This window comes from Alteromonas oceanisediminis (assembly GCF_018474025.1).
Classification (GTDB): Bacteria; Pseudomonadota; Gammaproteobacteria; order Enterobacterales; family Alteromonadaceae; genus Alteromonas_E; species Alteromonas_E oceanisediminis.
This window is the reverse complement of sequence record NZ_JAHCTA010000005.1, coordinates 345,982-363,357: the sequence shown is the minus strand read 5'-3', so window position 1 is coordinate 363,357 and position 17,376 is coordinate 345,982. Positions and strand designations below refer to the sequence as shown.

Here is a 17,376-nt window from a genome sequence, read left to right as displayed (position 1 = left end):
AGAGTAATACGCGATATGAGCCCAGACAAGCTTTCGCCCTTAAATCGAGCCTTTCCGAATGCGAGTCGCATTATATATGGGTGCATGGGTCTAGGCGGAGGCTGGAACAATGAGGCTATCACCGCGGCCGATGAAGCCCAGGCGCATCAGGTCATTGAAAGCGCGCTCGACAACCGAATTACGGTATTCGACCACGCAGACATTTATACCTTCGGTAAAGCGGAGCAAGTGTTTGGCCAGGTCATACGACAGAATCCCTCATTGCGTGAACGCATGGTCATTCAGACTAAATGTGCCATCCGCTTTGCTGATGAAGACGGGCCAAAACGCTATGATTTTTCCGCGGCTTGGCTGCAGCATTCGGTTGAAAAAAGCCTAAAGCAACTGAATGTGGAGCGCTTAGATGTTTTACTGCTGCATCGCCCTGACCCCCTGATGCACTTGGATGAAACCGCTGCAACACTAAACGCAATGATCAAGGCAGGTAAGATTGACCAAATAGGCGTATCCAATATGCATAGCCGTCATATCGCGTGGCTACAGAGCGCACTGCAACAGCCCATTGTGGCTAACCAAATTGAGATGAGTTTGGCACACTGTCCGCTACTGGAAGATAGCATGACCAGCGGCAGCACGAATGCATTAGGCGCTAGCATAGATACAGGCCTGCTGGAATATTGTCAGCTAAACCAGATTCAAATTCAGGCATGGGGAAGCCTGGCGCAGGGTAATATTACCTCAGCTAAGCCACAGGCGACCGCACAGCATCAGCGAATTTATGCCTGTGTCCGCCAACTCGCGGCAGAATACCAAACGACGAGCGAAGCCATTGCGCTAGCCTGGTTAATGCGACTTCCAATGAATATTCAGCCAATTATAGGAACAACAAATACGAAACGTATCGCATCCTGTACGAAGGCAGAACAGCTCACGTTAACTAGAGAGCATTGGTATCAATTATTTGAAGCAAGTCGCGGCACTGAAGTGCCTTAAACCCGTATATTAAACCGTAGAAAGGATCCGTTATATGGTCACCTGTAAACATACTTTGGTCGCTCTGGGCATGGCCATCACCTTCATCAGCGGGTGTAAGCCAACGTCGAACGTTTCGCCAGAACCGCAAAACCCTACTCAAGCCGCGCAACAGAGCATGGTTCAACCCAAAATATTTGAGACGCATCAGCGGGATGTGCGCGACGATGTATTTTACTTTGTCCTTCCCGATCGCTTTTACAATGCCAATCCTGACAATGACAATGGTTCAGACTCCCTTGAAATAAGCCGTGGCGGGTTAGACGTGACTTCGAAATGGGCGTTTCATGGCGGTGACATGCAGGGCATTGAGGCTAAACTGGATTACCTGCAAAACCTAGGCGTGACGGCGATTTGGATGACGCCCATTCTACGCAACCAAGCCATTCAATTGACCGGGTTTGCCCACCACGGCTATTGGATCCTCGATTTCACCCAAATCGATCCACACTTTGGCAGCAATGATGATTTGAAGAGTTTGATTGATGCGGCACATCAACGCGGCCTGAAAATATTTTTTGATATCATTACCAACCATACCGCAGACGTTATCCGGTATGAGGAATGCCACAATCCCGACGGTACCTTTAAAGAAGGTAATGAAGGTTGTGAATATAAAAGCACAGAGGCGCTCGCAGCGGGCGATACCTACACCCCGTTTATTCCCGACGGTTTAGACAAGGTTAAAACGCCGGATTGGCTGAATGATCCTCAGTACTACCATAATCAAGGCGATAGCTTTTGGCAGGGAGAAAGTGCTTTAAACGGTGACTTTGTTGGTTTGGACGATTTAAAAACGTCGCATCCACGCGTGGTGGAAGGAATGATTGATATTTATAAAGATATCATCACCGAATTCAAGCCGGACGGGTTTAGAATCGACACCGTTAAACACGTGGATTTATCCTTCTGGCAGCAATTCACACCCGCAATTATGGCGCACGCCAAATCTTTGGGCATTGACCATTTTCATGTGTTTGGCGAAGTCTACGACGGCAACCCTGCTGTGCTAAGTCGTTACACGACCTTAGGCCAGATGCCATCGGTGTTGGACTTCGGTATGCAGTATGCGGTAGCTGATACCTTCTACCGTGACGGGACCAATGAGCCGCTTCACCGATTATTAGAAAACGACGATTATTATAATGATGCCGACAGTGATGCCACACTGTTGATGAACTTTTTGGGTAACCACGACATGGGCCGAGCTGGTATGTTTTTACGCCAGGCTCAGAAGGGCGCATCAGACGAAGAATTGGTAGCGCGGAATCTACTTTCGCATGCATTTATGTATCTCTCGCGCGGTATTCCAGTCATTTACTACGGTGATGAACAAGGTTTTACCGGCGATGGCGGTGATGTTGATGCACGTGAGAATATGTTTCCTTCTCGGGTCGAAAGCTACAACGATAACGAATTGATTGGCACTGATGCCACTACCGCAGACAGTAATTTCGACCAAAGCCATCCACTCTATCTTGGGCTTGGTGCTTTAGCTAAGTTGCGGCAGGAACATACTGCACTGCGCTATGGCCATCAACAAGCGCGCCAGCTTCTTCATGAAGACGGGACGCCAATGGCTGCTTCCACGGGTGTATTTGCCTTTTCACGCATTGAACCGAATGAGTTGATTGACTACCTTGCGTTGTTCAACCCTTCGGGCGAAGAACAGACGGTGACCGTTGCGGCGTATGGTAATTATCAACCAATTGTTGCAGGTAAGGCGGTGCGTCTCAGCGAACCCAATACCAGTGGTAATGCACATATCAGCATAACTTTGCCGCCTTTTAGCTATGCGCTATACCAAACCAGCGAAGCGATAACGCCTGCCGAACCAGTAAGCATCTCACTTACATCTGAAACCCACGACAACGAACGCGTACAGTTGAGATACACACTGGATTTCGCCGGCTCAACTCAACAGTCTTCGGCTAGAGACTTGCCCGCCGTCACGGTAAGCACTTACTTGGTCCGCGCTGATGGCAGCAGAGAGCTTGCTGCAAGCGACTTTACAGCCCCTTATCAAGCCATTATCCCCCCGGCTTTGCTTGAGGGTGTGAGTGAAATTGAAGTTGTGGCTGAGGATTCTGCTGGTACGACGGTCAGTCATCGAGCGACGTTAAATGGCAATTGATGGTATTGAGGGCATTCATCACGTTGCGATCATTTGTAGCGACTATGCGCGCTCAAAGGCATTTTATTGCGACGTACTAGGCTGCACTATTATTGCCGAGCATTTTAGACAAGCTCGGCATTCCCATAAGTTGGATCTTGCCGTGCCGGGTGGCGGCCAATTGGAGCTGTTTTCCTTTCCTGATCCACCGGCTAGACCGTCACAACCAGAAGCGCAGGGGTTGCGCCATTTGGCCTTGCGCGTCACTGATATCGAAAAGGCAGTCGCGCAATTGGTGGGGTTAGGCGTGAAAGTCGAAGCCATCCGTACAGACCCCTACACAGGAAAGCGTTTTACTTTTTTTCAGGATCCAGACGGCCTTCCACTGGAACTCTATAGTCGCTAGCTCAATCGCAAACCAGTGCCAGCGCCCCCATGAGACCAGAGCGAGTGCCTAACCCCGGTGCTTGGATGATGTCACTTAGCGTAGTGTTGTCAGGTAGCCGCAGGTATTCGCCTATCTGATGTTGCAGTTTCGTTATGACAAGAGGCAGGAGCCACGACACTTGCATCACGCCGCCGCCAAAGATGATTTTATTGGGGCTTAACGTCAGCAACAGCGAGTGCGCCAACTGCGCTAGAACATCCGCTTGTGCATCCCAAGCTTCATGGCTAGGCGCCAATGTTTCTGCCGATTGGCCCCACAACGACGCCATCGCGGTGCCCGATGCGAAGCCTTCAACGCAGTGAGAATGAAACGGACAACAACCCCGGTTAAACACAGCATGTCTGGCCGGCAGGTGACCTATTTCAGGGTGAATGAGACCTTTCACTGTTTGTCCGTTGATGGCCACACCTCCCCCCACGCCAGTACCCACGGTGATGTAAACAACAACCTCGGCACCGATCCCAGCCCCCCAACGCGACTCTGCTAATGCGGCAGCGTTAACATCGGTGTCAATCGCGCCCCGACAGTTCAGTGCATCGGTCAATCGGGATAGCAACGCCGCGTTTGACCAGTACGGTTTGGGTGTTTGAGTGATATTGCCATAGGTCGCAGAAAGCGGGTTGAGATCCAAAGGCCCAAAACTTGCGACCCCAAGCTGTTCGAAACTTAAACCGCTGACTCGTGCCTGTTGAAAAAATGCAATAACGTCGGCAAGCGTTTCATCCGGCGAGGTAGTGGCAACTCGCTGTTCACGCAGGATGTCGCGATCAGCCGACACTACAGCGCAATTAAATTTAGTTCCACCCGCTTCGATGACAGCGAAATTTGGCGGTGTTCTCGTCACGGTTTTCTCCCTATGGCAAAGTACAATGAATGATGTTTCCGAAAAAGCACAGAGATCTTGACTTAAAAACTTAATCGATTAAGATAAAATTAGCAAAATTTATGCATAGTGTAAACTTCAATCCATTCGCTTTTTTGTGTCACATCACTCAGTGACAACACAGCGGTAGGGTAGGTAACGCGGTGAAAAATATTCAGCAAGAAGCACATCGTTGTCAGCAGCGACTTATGTCGTCGCTAGACTTTTCCCACACCTCCAAGACGGATCGTGCGTTGTTCGAGAAGCGAATGAGCGCTCACTTCGCGGTGTTGTTTCCGCTACTTATTGACGTGTATGGGCATCGTTACGACTTTTATTATCACCTGCAAGAGTTAACCCAAACCCTTCTGAATGGGCTTTCCTCCCGTTCGCGTGCTTTGAAAAAAAGAGATGGTGAACGACTCGCTGAGCCGCAGTGGTTTCGACAAGAAAACATGTTGGGCATGGCGTGTTATGTGGATTTATTCGCAGGTAATTTAACCCACCTGCAATCTCGCATCCCTTACCTTAAAGACTTAGGGGTTACCTATTTGCACCTTATGCCCTTATACGCCGCGCCGGAGGGTGACAGTGATGGAGGCTATGCTGTCTCAGATTATCGCACTGTCGACCGCCGCCTAGGCACTATGCGCGACCTTAGCGCATTGGCAGAGGCGCTGCGCAACGAAGGAATCAGTCTGGTGCTTGATTTTGTGTTTAACCATACGTCGGATGAACACCCCTGGGCACTGGCAGCACAGCAGGGCGATAGTCAGTATCAGGATTATTATTACCTGTTTGATGATCGACGTATTCCAGATGAGTACGAAAAGAATCTGCGTGAAATTTTCCCGCAGGTGCGCCGTGGTAATTTCACGTGGAATGAGAACACGCAAAAGTGGGTGTGGACTACCTTTAACAGTTTCCAATGGGATTTGAATTATTCAAACCCCGAAGTATTCACCGCCATCGTTGGCGAAATGCTGTTTCTCGCGAACATCGGTTGCGATGCGCTACGTTTGGATGCGTTGGCCTTTATCTGGAAAGAGATGGGCACTGACTGTGAAAATCAGCACAAAGCGCATGTATTGATTAAGGCGTTCAACGCGTGCCTGCAAATTGCAGCGCCAGCCGTGGTATTTAAGTCAGAAGCCATTGTTCACCCTGATGAAGTTAACAAGTATATAGCCAAGGACGAGTGCCAACTCTCTTACAACCCGCTACTGATGGCTTTGATTTGGAACAGTCTGGCCACTCGAAAAACCCGTTTGCTCACTCACAGCATGCAAAAAAGTTTTAGGATCACTGACGACTGCGCCTGGGTCAATTACGTGCGTTGTCATGATGATATTGGTTGGACGTTTGACGATGCAGTGGCGTGGGATCTAGGCATTAACCCTCAGGATCATCGGCATTTTTTGAACCAATTTTTCACCGGTCGTTTCGACGGTTCGTTTGCCAGCGGTGTAGCTTTTGCAGAAAACCCCAGCACGGGTGATTGCAGAGTCTGCGGCTCATTGGCGTCACTTTGTGGCGTAGAGTTAGCCTTGATGGAGCACGATGATGCAGCATTGACCACAGCCATCAAACGCGTTCTTCTGGTTCATTCGATTATTCTGAGTATTGGCGGTATCCCCTTGTTGTATAGCGGTGATGAACTTGGCTTACTGAATGACTATGGATACCGCAACGATCCCGCGAAAACCCATGATGACCGTTGGGTACAGCGCATCCCTATCGATGATGATGCTATTCAACAATTAACCACGCAGGGGGATTACCATCAGATAATATATGATGGCATCAAGCGAATGGTTGCGATCAGAAAATCACACGCTGTGTTCGGTTCAAGCCAGACACGGATTTTGCGCGTGGACAATGAGCATTGTTTTGCCTTTCGACGCTACGCGGCCAGTGCCAAAAGCGCTGAGCAATTGACCGTGATCGTCAATTTCTCAGAGCATGCGCAAACCGTTAATATTGCCGAAGGTCAATTGTGCGGAGTCGATTTGCTAAGCCACCCTACGGAAACGGTTAAACCACATAAAACCATCGCGATGGCCCCCTATCAAACACGCTGGATTTTACATTAGATCGCAAAATATCGGTCAATCAACGCGATATTTGCGTTAAATCATGATTTAAGGCTACGCTTAACTACAGTGCGACTAGGAATTCGCCCACCCTGTTCAAGGAGAACACCATGCAGGAAAGTATAGGCAAAACCACGACCGCTGAATTTTTGTGCCCCGATTGTGGTGCCATCAACACAATATCCACCCAACTTCTGGGTGAAAAATATCGTGACCATGAAATGAAGTGTTGCCAATGTAACCATTTGCTCGAAGTGGTCGTTGCCGACGGCCTTCGCGATTCAGTGAATATTATTGCCAGCAGCGTGGAAGAAAATACAGCGGGACGTTAAGGCTCCTCCACAAGCGCTAGAACGGCTCGTTTCGCTGTATACAATTTCTCAGTCTCAGGTAATTGGCTGAGCTGTGCCGCTGTTGTCAGTGCGTCATCCGCTTTACTCAATTCCTGAGTAAGGTAGTAACTTTTCGCTAAACTAAAGTAGGCTTCGTGAAGGTATGGAGCGCGATCGATAGCCTTTTGAAGCATTGAGCGCGCGATAAAGTGTTCACCACTGGCAATCCGTTCTTCAGCAGCGTCTATCCATTGATAAGGGTTGTCGCTGTGAGCACGTAACAGGCGCTCTGAAAACTGATCCGCCCGCGCCTTTTGTCCGGTTTTTGTCAGTAAATCCGTGTAATTAGCAATCAAATTCAGAGAAACATCATTTTGATTGGCGGCATAGGCGTAGAGTGCGAGCGCCTGTTGCGTCTCGCCTAACTTATTCAGTATGACTGCCATGGTATTCAAATTCTCTTGATCACTTGGCAAGATAGACAGCGCTTTTTGCATAATGATATAGGCGTAGGCATAGTCTCGCTGAATGATGGCGTCGCTGGCGAGATTGCGATAGTACATCGACAAAAACGCGGCTTCGGAAATCATGTCGCCACGAATGTTGGAGCTTTGAGGGTAGTAATCGACTATCAACCGAGGCCGGATCACCACCAGCTCGTTGTGTGCTGGCTCTATGGTTTCGTACAGGTGAGTTCGAACGTGCGTTGACAAGGTCATCACATTCACGAAGCGGCGATAAACGGGCGCAACATTGACGCGTTGATAGGCCACATCAACATTCACCAAACGAGCCAGCGCGCTGGTAAGTATGGCCAGTGAAATACAATTGCCACTTTCCAGCGTCAACGCGGTGGATGCGTCATACGTTTGACCAAGGTAGCTAAAGTTAGTAAAAATATTATCGATGTAGCGGAACAAGCGCTTATTGTCAGGCAGGTTTGCCACCGTGGGCGAATGATAAAACGCTAAAAAATGCGCCTGTTGCGCTGGGGTTAACTGAAAGATTTCAGTCTCTGAAGGAACCCTATTCGAAACAGCAGCAAGCAATGTAGGCGGGATAGTAGTTAACGACTCAATCTGCGCTTTTGCGTGCTTTGCCTCAACGGTATCCGTATTACCCGTGAACGTAGCGTGGCCGGCACAGCCTTGAAGCATCAACGCAGCGCCTAGTAATGCCCCTATCTGCAAGCGCATTCGATATCCTATGAAACACCTATCCTTGGCGTAGCCTAAAAGACACTGACGTAAATATCAACTGAACATGAACGGGCACTTTAGGCGCGATAGAACTCGTTGCGTAATCCGCTATCGGTTAAAAACCGCCCGCCGAGCGAGGATGTCTTGGTAAATGAATTGCTGTCTCTGATCCCGCGAGCTTTGACGCAATAGTGTGTTGCATTAATCGACACTGCAACGTCTTCTGTGCCAGTCAAGGCCTGAAGCGCTACCATCACCTGCTGCGTCAAACGCTCCTGAACTTGCGGCCGCTGCGCAAAGAATCCGACTAACCGATTAATTTTGGACAAGCCAATCACGGTGTCTTTGGGAATATACGCGACCGTTGCCGTACCATCAATGGTCACAAAATGGTGTTCACAGGTACTGGTTAAGCTGATATCTGACACTTGAACAGGCTGGTCGATGTGCATTTTGTTTTCGATTTGCGTGATCTTCGGAAATTTAGCGTAATCAAGCCCCGAAAAGATTTCATTCACATACATTTTAGCAATGCGTTTAGGCGTGTCACACAAGCTATCATCGCTCAAATCTAAGCCAAGCGTTTCCATCACCGTTTGCATCGCCTGCTGAATGCGCTCGCGCTTTTGTTCGTCACTAAAACGATTTGCCGTCATCGGCGTTTCCAATCCTTTGGCTTCGAGAGCGCGTTTAACTAAACTGGCTTCCCGGGAAATAACTGGCTCCAATGCATCACGCACGACCACTGCTTCGTTTGTTAACATAGTCTATTCCAACCCTTATATGAGCCGCTTATACGTCGCGACTGTTTGTTTGGGATTAATTGACGTGAAAAAAAACCAATGTCACCATCACATCCCACGGCCCGGCACATTCATTTTTACCTGAAAGGAAATTTTCTTGACTGCACCCATACTCATTACCGGCGGCGCTCAACGACTCGGCCTTGCCGTTGCGGAATCACTTCTCGCCAATAATCAGCGAGTGATTATAACATACCGGCGCAAAAAACCGTCAGTGGATCATTTAATTGCTGCCGGAGCGGTAGCGATCCATGCTGATTTTGCGAACCAACAAGGCATCGAGGCAGCAATCGCTGCGATCAAATCGGAAACCCATTCACTGCGCGGCATTATTCACAACGCCTCTGACTGGGATCAAGAGGCTGATACCGATGACTATGGCCAACTCATGCACAAAATGATGCAAGTGCATGCCTCTGCCCCTTACCAGCTCAATCTTGCACTGGCTGACCTTCTCGACGCCTCAGAGGGCGTAGCAGACATTATCCATATGACCGATTATGTGCAGGAGAAAGGCAGTAAAAAACATATAGCCTACGCTGCTAGTAAAGCGGCGCTACACAATCTTACGTTATCGTTTGCCGCAAAGTTTGCTCCACAGGTAAAAGTGAACAGCATCGCTCCCGCATTGGTGATGTTTAACGAACATGATTCGCAGGAATACCGAACAAGAGCGCTTAAAAAGTCTGTTTTAGAGATTTGCCCCGGCCCGCAGGAAGCCGTGTTGGCCGTTGAGTACCTGCTGCGTTGCCAATATGTTACGGGCCAAACATTGCACCTTAACGGCGGACGCCATCTGAAATAGCCGAACGATGGCTCACATTGTATAATTGGTCCAAACAGTAATTTGGGCACACACTTTATGCGATTGATCCCGGAATGGGCCGCAGTAGACGCGATTGTTTTGGCTTGGCCAAATGAGAATACCGATTGGGCACCGTGGCTTGAAGAGGTCAAAGTGACCTACAGCGCTTTGATTTCAGCCATTAACGCCGCAGGGGCGAGTGTTATCCTCCTGCATCGTGAAGGCGATAATCAAGACATTAAACGTCGCCTTGAGGAAAACGCCAATGTCTTGCTGGTTGAAGCACAGTTTAACGACACTTGGGCCAGAGATTATGCATTTCTAACCTGCGAAATGGATGGAGTGCGCTACCCGGTCGAATTTGAGTTTAACGGCTGGGGTAACAAGTTTGATGCGCGCTTAGATAATCAGGTTAACCAACGCTATCTCGCCCCACTCTGTCAGCAAGCGCTGGTAAGCATTCCCATCGTTTGTGAAGGCGGTGCATTAGAAATTGACGCCGAAGGACATTTGCTCACTACGCAAATGTGCTTAAGTAATCCGCAGCGCAATGGAGACTTCAGTCTTGTTGCCTATCAGGAAACGCTTGAGCGCCATTTAGGTGCGGATAAAGTATCTATTTTAAAAAATGGCCATCTTGAAGGTGATGATACCGACGGGCACATCGACACGTTGGTGCGCTTTACACCACAGCAGGGGCTGGTGATCCAGTCTTGCGCTAATCGTAAAGAAGACGATCACTGTGAAGGACTCGGTGCGTTAGTGGAAGAATGTCAACGTGCATTGCCCGACCACGATATTTTTGAACTGCCGTTACCCTTCATTGTCAACGGTGATGGTGAGCGGCTACCTGCGTCGTATGCAAATTATCTGATTTGCAATCGCGCCGTGATTTGTCCCATTTATCAGCAGCCGGAAGACCAGCAAGCCTTGGAAGTTTTGGTTGCCGCGTACCCTGATCACGCCATTGTTCCAGTGAACTGCTTACCCTTGGTACAGCAATTTGGCAGTCTGCATTGTGTGACAATGCAGATACCGCAACATACTTTGCGCTCAGATATCGTAGCGCTGTTACAACAAGGAGTGACTGATTATGCCAACCAATAATTCAAAAACGCTTTCAATTGGCGTAGTTCAACAATCCGTTGCTGGTAATGATAAGCAACAGAACTGGCAGAAAAGCGCTCAAATGGTACGGCAACTTGCCAGTCAAGGCTGCCAATGTGTGTTACTTCAAGAGCTACACAGCACGCTGTATTTTTGTCAAAACGAAGATGTAAACGCATTTGATTTAGCTGAACCGATCCCGGGTGCAGCGACTGAATTTTTCGGCCAGTTAGCGGCAGAACTGAATATCGTGTTGGTCACATCACTGTTCGAAAAGCGCGCTTCCGGTCTGTACCATAACACCGCAGTTGTTTTTGACCGCAGCACAGAAATGGCCGGTATCTATCGAAAAATGCATATTCCCGATGATCCGGGGTTTTATGAAAAGTTCTATTTCACGCCGGGCGACATGGGCTTCAAGCCGATTGAAACCTCTGTAGGTAAACTTGGTGTGCTGGTTTGCTGGGATCAATGGTATCCCGAAGCTGCGCGTTTAATGGCTATGGCAGGTGCAGATATTCTGTTCTATCCCACAGCAATTGGCTGGGATCCGAATGATGATGACGCCGAGAAGCATCGCCAGCACGGTGCATGGCACACTATACAGCGCTCTCACGCCGTGGCTAATTCAGTGCCCGTGGTGGTGGCAAACCGCACTGGTTTCGAAGCGTCTCCTGATGATCCTAACGTGGGTATTCAGTTTTGGGGGCAAAGCTTCATCGCAGGGCCACAAGGGGAAGTATTAGCTCAAGCTAGCGTGGATGAGGAGCAAACGCTTATGGTTGAGCTGGATTTAGGCCGCACAGAAGATATAAAACGCATTTGGCCTTATTTCAGAGACCGACGCATCGACGCCTATGATGAATTAACAAAGCGCTGGCGCGATTAACGCGGTTAGCGCCGAAAGTGGGGGCAACTGACTATCCAGTAGCAACTTGTTCCCACAGTTCTGTAGGGTCCTGCACCTTCAAATCGAGCGCATCATGTGAATTTTGTCATGACGCACGGCATGACTAAACGCGAGTTCGGCGAGTCGTATCCCCATATCGTACTCTCGCAAAGCCCGCTTTGTCGATACTGTGTGCACTAGCAGCCGTTAGCGTTGGTGTGTCATTTACGCGTGAACAACATACCGGCGAATAACGCCTTGGTGTGCGTCCTCAATGTGCGATTCAAGCTCACCACCCACCGATTCAATCACTTTACTGGACGCAGTGTTACTTGCATGGCAGTGCAGATGAATGGGTGACACGCCGTGCTCGCGTGCTTTCTCAACCAGCTGAGCTAAAAAGTATGAGCCTAACCCCTGATTTCGATAGCGAGGTCGAATACCAAAACCGATGTGCCCACCTATGCGCGCGATGGCGGGATTGAGTTTAGGTCGAACATTGCCAACGCCGACCAACTCTTCCTGTTCCACCAGCCAGTAAGTGTGATTGACAACAGCGCCTTCTGGCACAACTTTACCACTGGCCAAATCCTGAAGTCGGGTGATGAGACTCTGAAACGGTTGTTGCTCGAAGTCCATCACAAACGGATACCGCTCTTCATCGCCAAGCTCGACGATATAAGCATTGTAACTCGCCTCAAGCTCACGCGTGGGTAATACGATGTTGTAGTCGGTGTTGAATGACGCCATAAAGCTGCCCAATTTGGGATTTCTCGATTGATCGTCAGTGTAATACATCCGAGGAGGCGACGATGAGCTAAATAGACGACAACCTGAGTCGCCGAGATAATAGGTTGAGAGAGTTACGCGTAGAACGGGCAGAGCTCAGCCTCAGCTAAAGGGGTATCGCTTTGTCGGCATAAAGCAGCACTGCACGTCGGTTTAGCTTCGGCACTAACTCAGTAATCGCCGGGTCATCGATTGATAACCCACCGGTATAAGCCCCGAAGGCGGGCATGATCAGCCTGTGTTCGTGGTACACAGCGCATTTGCCAGTCAGTCTCTGGCGTGCCACTTTATAGCTCAATTTGGGATGAAAGTGGCCGAATATTTGCGCTTCTGCGCCCGCAGGCAAGGGACACTCTGGTTCGTGGCTCAGCAGCACGTTTTCGTAAACTAAAGTATGTGCCACCTCGCCACTCAGCGCCTCAGGTAGCTCTGGATCGTGATTGCCAACAATCCACGTCCATCTATCTGATTGTTGAATCAAGTCACGTAGCGTGACTTTTAAACTTTCATCAAGTCTCTGCCATGCACGCTGATCATGAAAACTATCACCTAAACACACCGTATGACGTGGCTGGTAAGCTTTTATCACATGAGCCAATTGCTGCAGGGTTTTACGCGAATCATAATTCGGCACTGGGCTACCTAACACAGCAAAGTAGCTACCTTTTTCAAAATGAAGATCAGACACAATCAACATATCGTGTGCCGGCCAGAACAGGCAGCCTGCGCCATCAACGAAAAGCGTATTGCCCGCAAATTTAATCGGTACGGCATGGCGTGATTCAGCACGTTGCATTGCTCTTGAAAAGGCGTTAGCGATATTGTTCATAAACTTCTCACACTAAGCGGTTACTGCTGACTTTCAAGTAATCGGCGCACATCTTCCATCATGTCCTGAGCTTCTGCATACAGGCTCGCTTGTTCAAGAAGTGCCTCTCGGCCAGCCCCTTTCACAGCTTCGCTACGTACATCCAGCACGATAGGTATCGCCAGAGGGGACACCTTTTCTAACGCAACGTAATCTGTCTTTCCCACATAGCGGATCAGTAAATCACCTAATCGGCTTAGATCGAGCAATTCACGTTCAGCATCTTGCCGGGTCACGCGCAATAAAACGTGGTCCGGATCGTATTCACGCAAGGTGTCGTAAATGAGGTCTGTACTAAAGGTGACCTGACGCATGGTTTTTCGCTGACCATGATACTGCTGCTCAATCAACCCACTCACCATGGCAACCCGTCGAAACGAACGCTTTAACATCGGTGACTCCAGCATCCAATCTTCCAACTCATCGCCCAAAATATCTGGGTTGAACAGACTTTGGATATGCTCTGGTAAAATCGGTTTTAGCGAGCAAATTGATAAACCATAGTCCGTGATGCTAAAGCTTAAAGGCTTGAGTTTCAGCTTTTCCATGCGTCGCGTTAGCAACATGCCCAGCGTTTGATGCGCTTTCCGGCCATCAAAGGTATAGAACAACGTGTATTGCGCCTGACGAAAAGGAAATTGCTCAATTAAGATAGAATCCGGCGTTGGGAGTTTGGAAAAAGCGCGCTGCAGTTCTAACCATTCCAGCACATCACGGGGCAGCTTTGCCCATTCGTCCGGCGAAGCAAGTAGCGCTTTCACGCCCTCTGCCAGAAAGGTAGACAGTGGCATCTGTCCGCCCACGTAACTGGGTATTTTGGGCTCACCTTTTTGACTCGGGCTGGCTTCCAAAAACATGTCACGAATACCTTCAAACTTAAGCACTTCACCGGCAAACAGAAAGGTATCGCCCTTGACCAGAGTCTGCGCAAAATATTCTTCGACTTCACCGATCACTTTACCTTGATGCGCTCGGCGTAAACGCTTTACCTTGAGCCTACCCGCTTCAACAATGGTTCCAATGTTTTGCCGATGTCGCTGAATAACCCGCCGAGAGGCCGGTTTGTAGGTTCCATCAGTTTGTTTCTCCAATCGTTTATATCGGTCATAGGCTTGTAGCGCATAGCCGCCATCCACGGTAAATTGCCACAACGCGTCAAATAGCAAGCGAGACAGACCACAGTAGGGCGGCGCTTCCAACAATTGCTGGTAGATCTGTTCTGGTGTTGCGGGCTCACTGCACACGCAATTGAAAATGAACTGCGGGATCACATCAAGCGCGCCGCTATGCAAGGGCTCACCATCGAGTTGCTGCCGTGCAATTGCATCAATGGCCGTTTTGCATTCCAGCACCTCAAATCGGTTGGCTGGCACTAGGAGCGCCTCCGATGGTTCATCCATGCGGTGATTACTGCGGCCAATTCGTTGTAGCAGGCGGCTTACACCTTTCGGCGCTCCTACTTGGATCACCAGCTCAACATCCCCCCAGTCAATCCCAAGCTCTAATGCTGACGTCGTGACCACCGCGCGGATCTGCCCGGTTGACATCATACTTTCTGTTTTGCGGCGCTGCTCTTTACTCAACGAGCCGTGATAGATGGCGATAGGCAACGCTTTGTCATTGGCTTCCCATAAAAACTGGAACATGAGCTCAGCCTGAGCACGTGTATTCACAAAAATGAGTGACGTGTTAACGCGCTGAATAGCTGCGTAAATTTCCGGCACGGCATACTTGGCCATAAAGCCACCAAACGGGATGCGTGCCTGACTCGGCAGTATGTTGATATTTGGCAGCACATCACTATTCACTCTGTGGATATCCGCAGGCGTTCCCGTCGGTCCCAGCCAGGCTCCTAGCAATTCCGGTTCTGCTATGGTTGCCGAGAGGCCAAAGGTGACAAGCTGCGGGGAATAATAGCGCAGCCGCGCCAGAATGAGCGCGGTGAAATCGCCCCGCTTGCCATGAGCAAAAGCATGCACTTCATCCACGATGACCGCTTTGACTTTACCGAACAGCTTGTCGGCATCGGCGTAGCTAAGCATTAACATTAGCGACTCTGGCGTGATCAGCAGCATATTCGGTGGCTTTTTACGTTGCCGTTGACGCTTATGACTGGGTGTATCGCCAGTGCGGGTTTCAATACTGATGTTTAACTGCATATCGGCGACTGGCTGTATCAGATTTCGCTCAATATCGTGAGTGAGTGCCTTCAACGGTGAAATGTACAGCGTGTGCAATCCCGTTGTCGGCGTGTGATACAAATCAACCAGACTGGGTAGGAGCCCACTGAGCGTTTTCCCTGCCCCTGTCGGCGCTATCAACAATGTTGAGCGCTGTGCTTGAAAGGCCGCCAGCATATGCGCTTGATAGGAACGCAACGACCATCCGCGCTGTTGAAACCAGCGGTCGAACACGGGGGGGAGAAGTGAGTCAGTTATAACGCTTTTTCCCAAAACATGGCGCTGCCTGAGGCAGGATCGAGACCATACTCAGCAAAACCGAACTTACGGTAAGCTCCCTGCGCTTGCACATTTCCCTGCAAAACCTCAAGAGTGATTTTGCAGCAGTTGCGCTCTCGACCAATCAATTCTATCTCATGTAATAGCTGTTGACCGACATGCTGCCCACGGCATTCAGGGGCAACGTAACAATCATGAATGTTGATTAACGGTTTTGCTTTGAACGTTGAAAACCCCATCAAACAATTGGCCAGCGCAACGGGAGAATGCTCTTCCGACTCAGTCTTCATCCAACCCAACACAGAGAAGGCATGAGGTGTTTCAATCAATGTGGCAATTAAACGCTGTTGAACATCATCTGCTAGCGCTTCGCCGCCGCCCATGGGGTCGCGCGCGTAGGCGTTAAGCAGGGTGAAAACGGCGTCCGCATGAACAGGATCACGATAATCCGCAATCTTAAAATCTACCTGCATCTTTTCAATCCTTTTGACTTAGGGCTTTACCCAAATGAAGCCCTGTTTATCGCTGATTCTTTCATCAGACTTCAGTCTGTGCGTCAAGACTATCAAATTCTTCGCGAATATAGACCTCAAATTCGCGTATCATTACGTTCTACACACTTTTTGGTTCATAGGAGTGAGTGTGGCTACAGCCTCTGCGCTTCATATTCTGGTTCGCACGGAAAAGCAGGCTAATGATCTGCTTGAGCAGTTGAAGAAAGGCAAGAACTTCGCGGCACTGGCAAAGCGACATTCGATATGCCCCTCGGGTAAACGAGGCGGTGATCTGGGTGAGTTTCGTCGTGGTCAAATGGTCAAAGCATTCGATGATGTGGTGTTTAAGAAAGACGTGCTGGTGATCCATGGCCCGATTAAAACGCGCTTCGGTTACCACTTAATCAAGACGTTATATCGGCGTTGACACCGGCATGTATCACGGTGTGTTATGCGGCTCAGGTGCGAACGCAAACCATCGCTGCTGAAGGGCCGCTAAGGCTCTGTTGAACGGTAACATGGGTGTGCCGTCGATAACGCCAAGCGCAATACCTGCAGCCTCCAACGTACTCAGCGTGCCGTTGAACGGCGCTTTACGCATCACATATTCCGTTTTACCGGTTGTGACAATCGCGCAGTCGAGCGCGTGCAACCACGGGTTGTTCAACCACAGTTTTTTGGCTTTGCGCCACGTGCCATCGAGTAAAATGAGGTGATCAACCCTAACGGCCAGATTGGCAAAGTCTTGCACAGGTTTGGCCCGGCTTTGCGGAAACAAAACCAGCGACCGTTGACTACGCTGAACTCGCTCACGAATTGGCTTAAAATCGCTTGGCAGTATGCCAGTGGTGAGTTGCACACTCCTCATCAATAAGGGTATCAATCGGGCGGTATTCTTCGCGTGCTTCACTTCGCTTGGATCTTGCATCACACTCACCGATACTGTCGTACTGACCGGCTCGATATCGGCACAAATGCAGACTTTTCGTGGATAGCGGCATGCCGGACAGACTTCACGCCAAGTCGATAAAGCTTCATTGTCAGGATCCATTAGTGAACTCATTGCGTAACTAGCTACCTAAG

17 protein-coding genes are annotated in these 17,376 nt (G+C 49.5%); 9 read left to right on the top strand and 8 right to left on the bottom strand.

Annotation, left to right across the window (positions count from 1 at the left end):
• Positions 1 to 15: 15 nt before the first annotated feature.
• From KIU71_RS11180 to gloA2, 3 genes are read left to right on the top strand one after another with little or no spacing between them, the layout of a single operon-like run.
• Entirely contained in the window at positions 16 to 993 is a 978-nt protein-coding gene (locus tag KIU71_RS11180) for an aldo/keto reductase (protein ID WP_214131353.1), read from the top strand.
• A gap of 34 nt (positions 994 to 1,027) precedes the next feature.
• The gene (locus KIU71_RS11175; protein WP_214131352.1) at positions 1,028 to 3,166 is read left to right on the top strand and encodes an alpha-amylase family glycosyl hydrolase; all 2,139 of its coding nucleotides are present in this window, start codon (positions 1,028 to 1,030) and stop codon (positions 3,164 to 3,166) included.
• Positions 3,156 to 3,551, top strand: a complete 396-nt coding sequence (gene gloA2 / locus KIU71_RS11170) for an SMU1112c/YaeR family gloxylase I-like metalloprotein (RefSeq protein WP_214131351.1) — start codon at positions 3,156 to 3,158, stop codon at positions 3,549 to 3,551. The genes KIU71_RS11175 and gloA2 overlap by 11 nt, the downstream gene beginning before the upstream one ends.
• Position 3,552: 1 nt before the next feature.
• On the opposite strand, the gene KIU71_RS11165 is transcribed toward gloA2, so the two are convergent.
• Positions 3,553 to 4,437 carry an ROK family protein gene (locus KIU71_RS11165; RefSeq protein ID WP_214131350.1) on the bottom strand — a complete coding sequence of 295 codons (885 nt, stop codon included), beginning with the start codon at positions 4,435 to 4,437 and terminating at the stop codon, positions 3,553 to 3,555.
• 227 nt (positions 4,438 to 4,664) lie between these two features.
• Here KIU71_RS11165 and KIU71_RS11160 point away from each other — a divergent pair, with 227 nt between their 5' ends.
• Both KIU71_RS11160 and KIU71_RS11155 read left to right on the top strand, forming a co-directional pair.
• Entirely contained in the window at positions 4,665 to 6,548 is a 1,884-nt protein-coding gene (locus tag KIU71_RS11160; protein WP_214131410.1) for an amylosucrase, read from the top strand.
• Between the two features lie 110 nt (positions 6,549 to 6,658).
• Positions 6,659 to 6,880, top strand: a complete 222-nt coding sequence (locus tag KIU71_RS11155; protein ID WP_214131349.1) for a hypothetical protein — start codon at positions 6,659 to 6,661, stop codon at positions 6,878 to 6,880.
• Here the strand turns inward: KIU71_RS11155 and KIU71_RS11150 are convergent.
• Together KIU71_RS11150 and folE are read right to left on the bottom strand one after the other, a co-directional pair.
• Positions 6,877 to 8,076 carry a hypothetical protein gene (locus KIU71_RS11150; RefSeq protein ID WP_214131348.1) on the bottom strand — a complete coding sequence of 400 codons (1,200 nt, stop codon included), beginning with the start codon at positions 8,074 to 8,076 and terminating at the stop codon, positions 6,877 to 6,879. The two genes, KIU71_RS11155 and KIU71_RS11150, sit on opposite strands and share 4 nt — an antisense overlap.
• 80 nt (positions 8,077 to 8,156) lie before the next feature.
• A complete protein-coding gene (folE, locus tag KIU71_RS11145; RefSeq protein WP_214131347.1) occupies positions 8,157 to 8,843 on the bottom strand; it encodes a GTP cyclohydrolase I FolE in 687 nt (228 codons plus the stop codon).
• A gap of 136 nt (positions 8,844 to 8,979) precedes the next feature.
• On the opposite strand from folE, the gene folM reads away from it, so the two are divergent.
• Genes folM through KIU71_RS11130 form a run of 3 tightly spaced genes read left to right on the top strand, consistent with a single transcriptional unit; the run spans position 8,980 to position 11,683 of the window.
• Positions 8,980 to 9,687, top strand: a complete 708-nt coding sequence (folM, locus tag KIU71_RS11140; protein ID WP_214131346.1) for a dihydromonapterin reductase — start codon at positions 8,980 to 8,982, stop codon at positions 9,685 to 9,687.
• Between the two features lie 57 nt (positions 9,688 to 9,744).
• Positions 9,745 to 10,794: an agmatine deiminase family protein gene (locus KIU71_RS11135; protein ID WP_214131345.1), complete on the top strand. Its 1,050-nt coding sequence runs from the start codon at positions 9,745 to 9,747 to the stop codon at positions 10,792 to 10,794.
• Positions 10,781 to 11,683 (top strand): carbon-nitrogen hydrolase, encoded by a 903-nt coding sequence (locus KIU71_RS11130; RefSeq protein ID WP_214131344.1) that lies wholly within the window; start codon positions 10,781 to 10,783, stop codon positions 11,681 to 11,683. The genes KIU71_RS11135 and KIU71_RS11130 overlap by 14 nt, the downstream gene beginning before the upstream one ends.
• Before the next feature lie 225 nt (positions 11,684 to 11,908).
• Here KIU71_RS11130 and KIU71_RS11125 read toward each other — a convergent pair whose 3' ends face one another.
• The 4 genes from KIU71_RS11125 to KIU71_RS11110 form a co-directional block, all read right to left on the bottom strand.
• Positions 11,909 to 12,433: a GNAT family N-acetyltransferase gene (locus KIU71_RS11125; protein ID WP_214131343.1), complete on the bottom strand. Its 525-nt coding sequence runs from the start codon at positions 12,431 to 12,433 to the stop codon at positions 11,909 to 11,911.
• A 145-nt stretch (positions 12,434 to 12,578) separates the two neighbouring features.
• Positions 12,579 to 13,301, bottom strand: a complete 723-nt coding sequence (pdeM, locus tag KIU71_RS11120) for a ligase-associated DNA damage response endonuclease PdeM (RefSeq protein ID WP_214131342.1) — start codon at positions 13,299 to 13,301, stop codon at positions 12,579 to 12,581.
• Between the two features lie 20 nt (positions 13,302 to 13,321).
• Entirely contained in the window at positions 13,322 to 15,697 is a 2,376-nt protein-coding gene (locus KIU71_RS11115) for a ligase-associated DNA damage response DEXH box helicase (RefSeq protein WP_390881856.1), read from the bottom strand.
• Positions 15,698 to 15,774: 77 nt separating this feature from the next.
• Complete coding sequence (locus KIU71_RS11110; protein ID WP_214131341.1) at positions 15,775 to 16,272, bottom strand: GNAT family N-acetyltransferase; 498 nt, start codon at positions 16,270 to 16,272, stop codon at positions 15,775 to 15,777.
• 169 nt (positions 16,273 to 16,441) lie between these two features.
• Here KIU71_RS11110 and ppiC point away from each other — a divergent pair, with 169 nt between their 5' ends.
• Complete coding sequence (gene ppiC / locus KIU71_RS17840) at positions 16,442 to 16,720, top strand: peptidylprolyl isomerase PpiC (RefSeq protein WP_315853281.1); 279 nt, start codon at positions 16,442 to 16,444, stop codon at positions 16,718 to 16,720.
• 12 nt (positions 16,721 to 16,732) lie between these two features.
• Here ppiC and KIU71_RS11100 read toward each other — a convergent pair whose 3' ends face one another.
• On the bottom strand, positions 16,733 to 17,356 hold the full coding sequence (locus KIU71_RS11100) for a tRNA-uridine aminocarboxypropyltransferase (protein WP_214131339.1): 624 nt from the start codon (positions 17,354 to 17,356) through the stop codon (positions 16,733 to 16,735).
• Between the last annotated feature and the right edge of the window lie 20 nt (positions 17,357 to 17,376).

What these genes read in the sequence shown, in the direction of transcription:
- gloA2 (WP_214131351.1), top strand. Translation starts at nt 3,156, where the DNA reads ATGGCAATTGATGGTATTGAGGGCATTCATCACGTTGCGATCATTTGT.
- KIU71_RS11125 (WP_214131343.1), bottom strand. Translation starts at nt 12,433, where the DNA reads ATGGCGTCATTCAACACCGACTACAACATCGTATTACCCACGCGTGAG.
- KIU71_RS11115 (WP_390881856.1), bottom strand. Translation starts at nt 15,697, where the DNA reads ATGCTGGCGGCCTTTCAAGCACAGCGCTCAACATTGTTGATAGCGCCG.
- KIU71_RS11135 (WP_214131345.1), top strand. Translation starts at nt 9,745, where the DNA reads ATGCGATTGATCCCGGAATGGGCCGCAGTAGACGCGATTGTTTTGGCT.
- KIU71_RS11155 (WP_214131349.1), top strand. Translation starts at nt 6,659, where the DNA reads ATGCAGGAAAGTATAGGCAAAACCACGACCGCTGAATTTTTGTGCCCC.
- KIU71_RS11180 (WP_214131353.1), top strand. Translation starts at nt 16, where the DNA reads ATGAGCCCAGACAAGCTTTCGCCCTTAAATCGAGCCTTTCCGAATGCG.
- KIU71_RS11100 (WP_214131339.1), bottom strand. Translation starts at nt 17,356, where the DNA reads ATGAGTTCACTAATGGATCCTGACAATGAAGCTTTATCGACTTGGCGT.
- KIU71_RS11160 (WP_214131410.1), top strand. Translation starts at nt 4,665, where the DNA reads ATGTCGTCGCTAGACTTTTCCCACACCTCCAAGACGGATCGTGCGTTG.
- KIU71_RS11130 (WP_214131344.1), top strand. Translation starts at nt 10,781, where the DNA reads ATGCCAACCAATAATTCAAAAACGCTTTCAATTGGCGTAGTTCAACAA.
- pdeM (WP_214131342.1), bottom strand. Translation starts at nt 13,301, where the DNA reads ATGAACAATATCGCTAACGCCTTTTCAAGAGCAATGCAACGTGCTGAA.
- KIU71_RS11150 (WP_214131348.1), bottom strand. Translation starts at nt 8,076, where the DNA reads ATGCGCTTGCAGATAGGGGCATTACTAGGCGCTGCGTTGATGCTTCAA.
- folE (WP_214131347.1), bottom strand. Translation starts at nt 8,843, where the DNA reads ATGTTAACAAACGAAGCAGTGGTCGTGCGTGATGCATTGGAGCCAGTT.
- KIU71_RS11110 (WP_214131341.1), bottom strand. Translation starts at nt 16,272, where the DNA reads ATGCAGGTAGATTTTAAGATTGCGGATTATCGTGATCCTGTTCATGCG.
- KIU71_RS11175 (WP_214131352.1), top strand. Translation starts at nt 1,028, where the DNA reads ATGGTCACCTGTAAACATACTTTGGTCGCTCTGGGCATGGCCATCACC.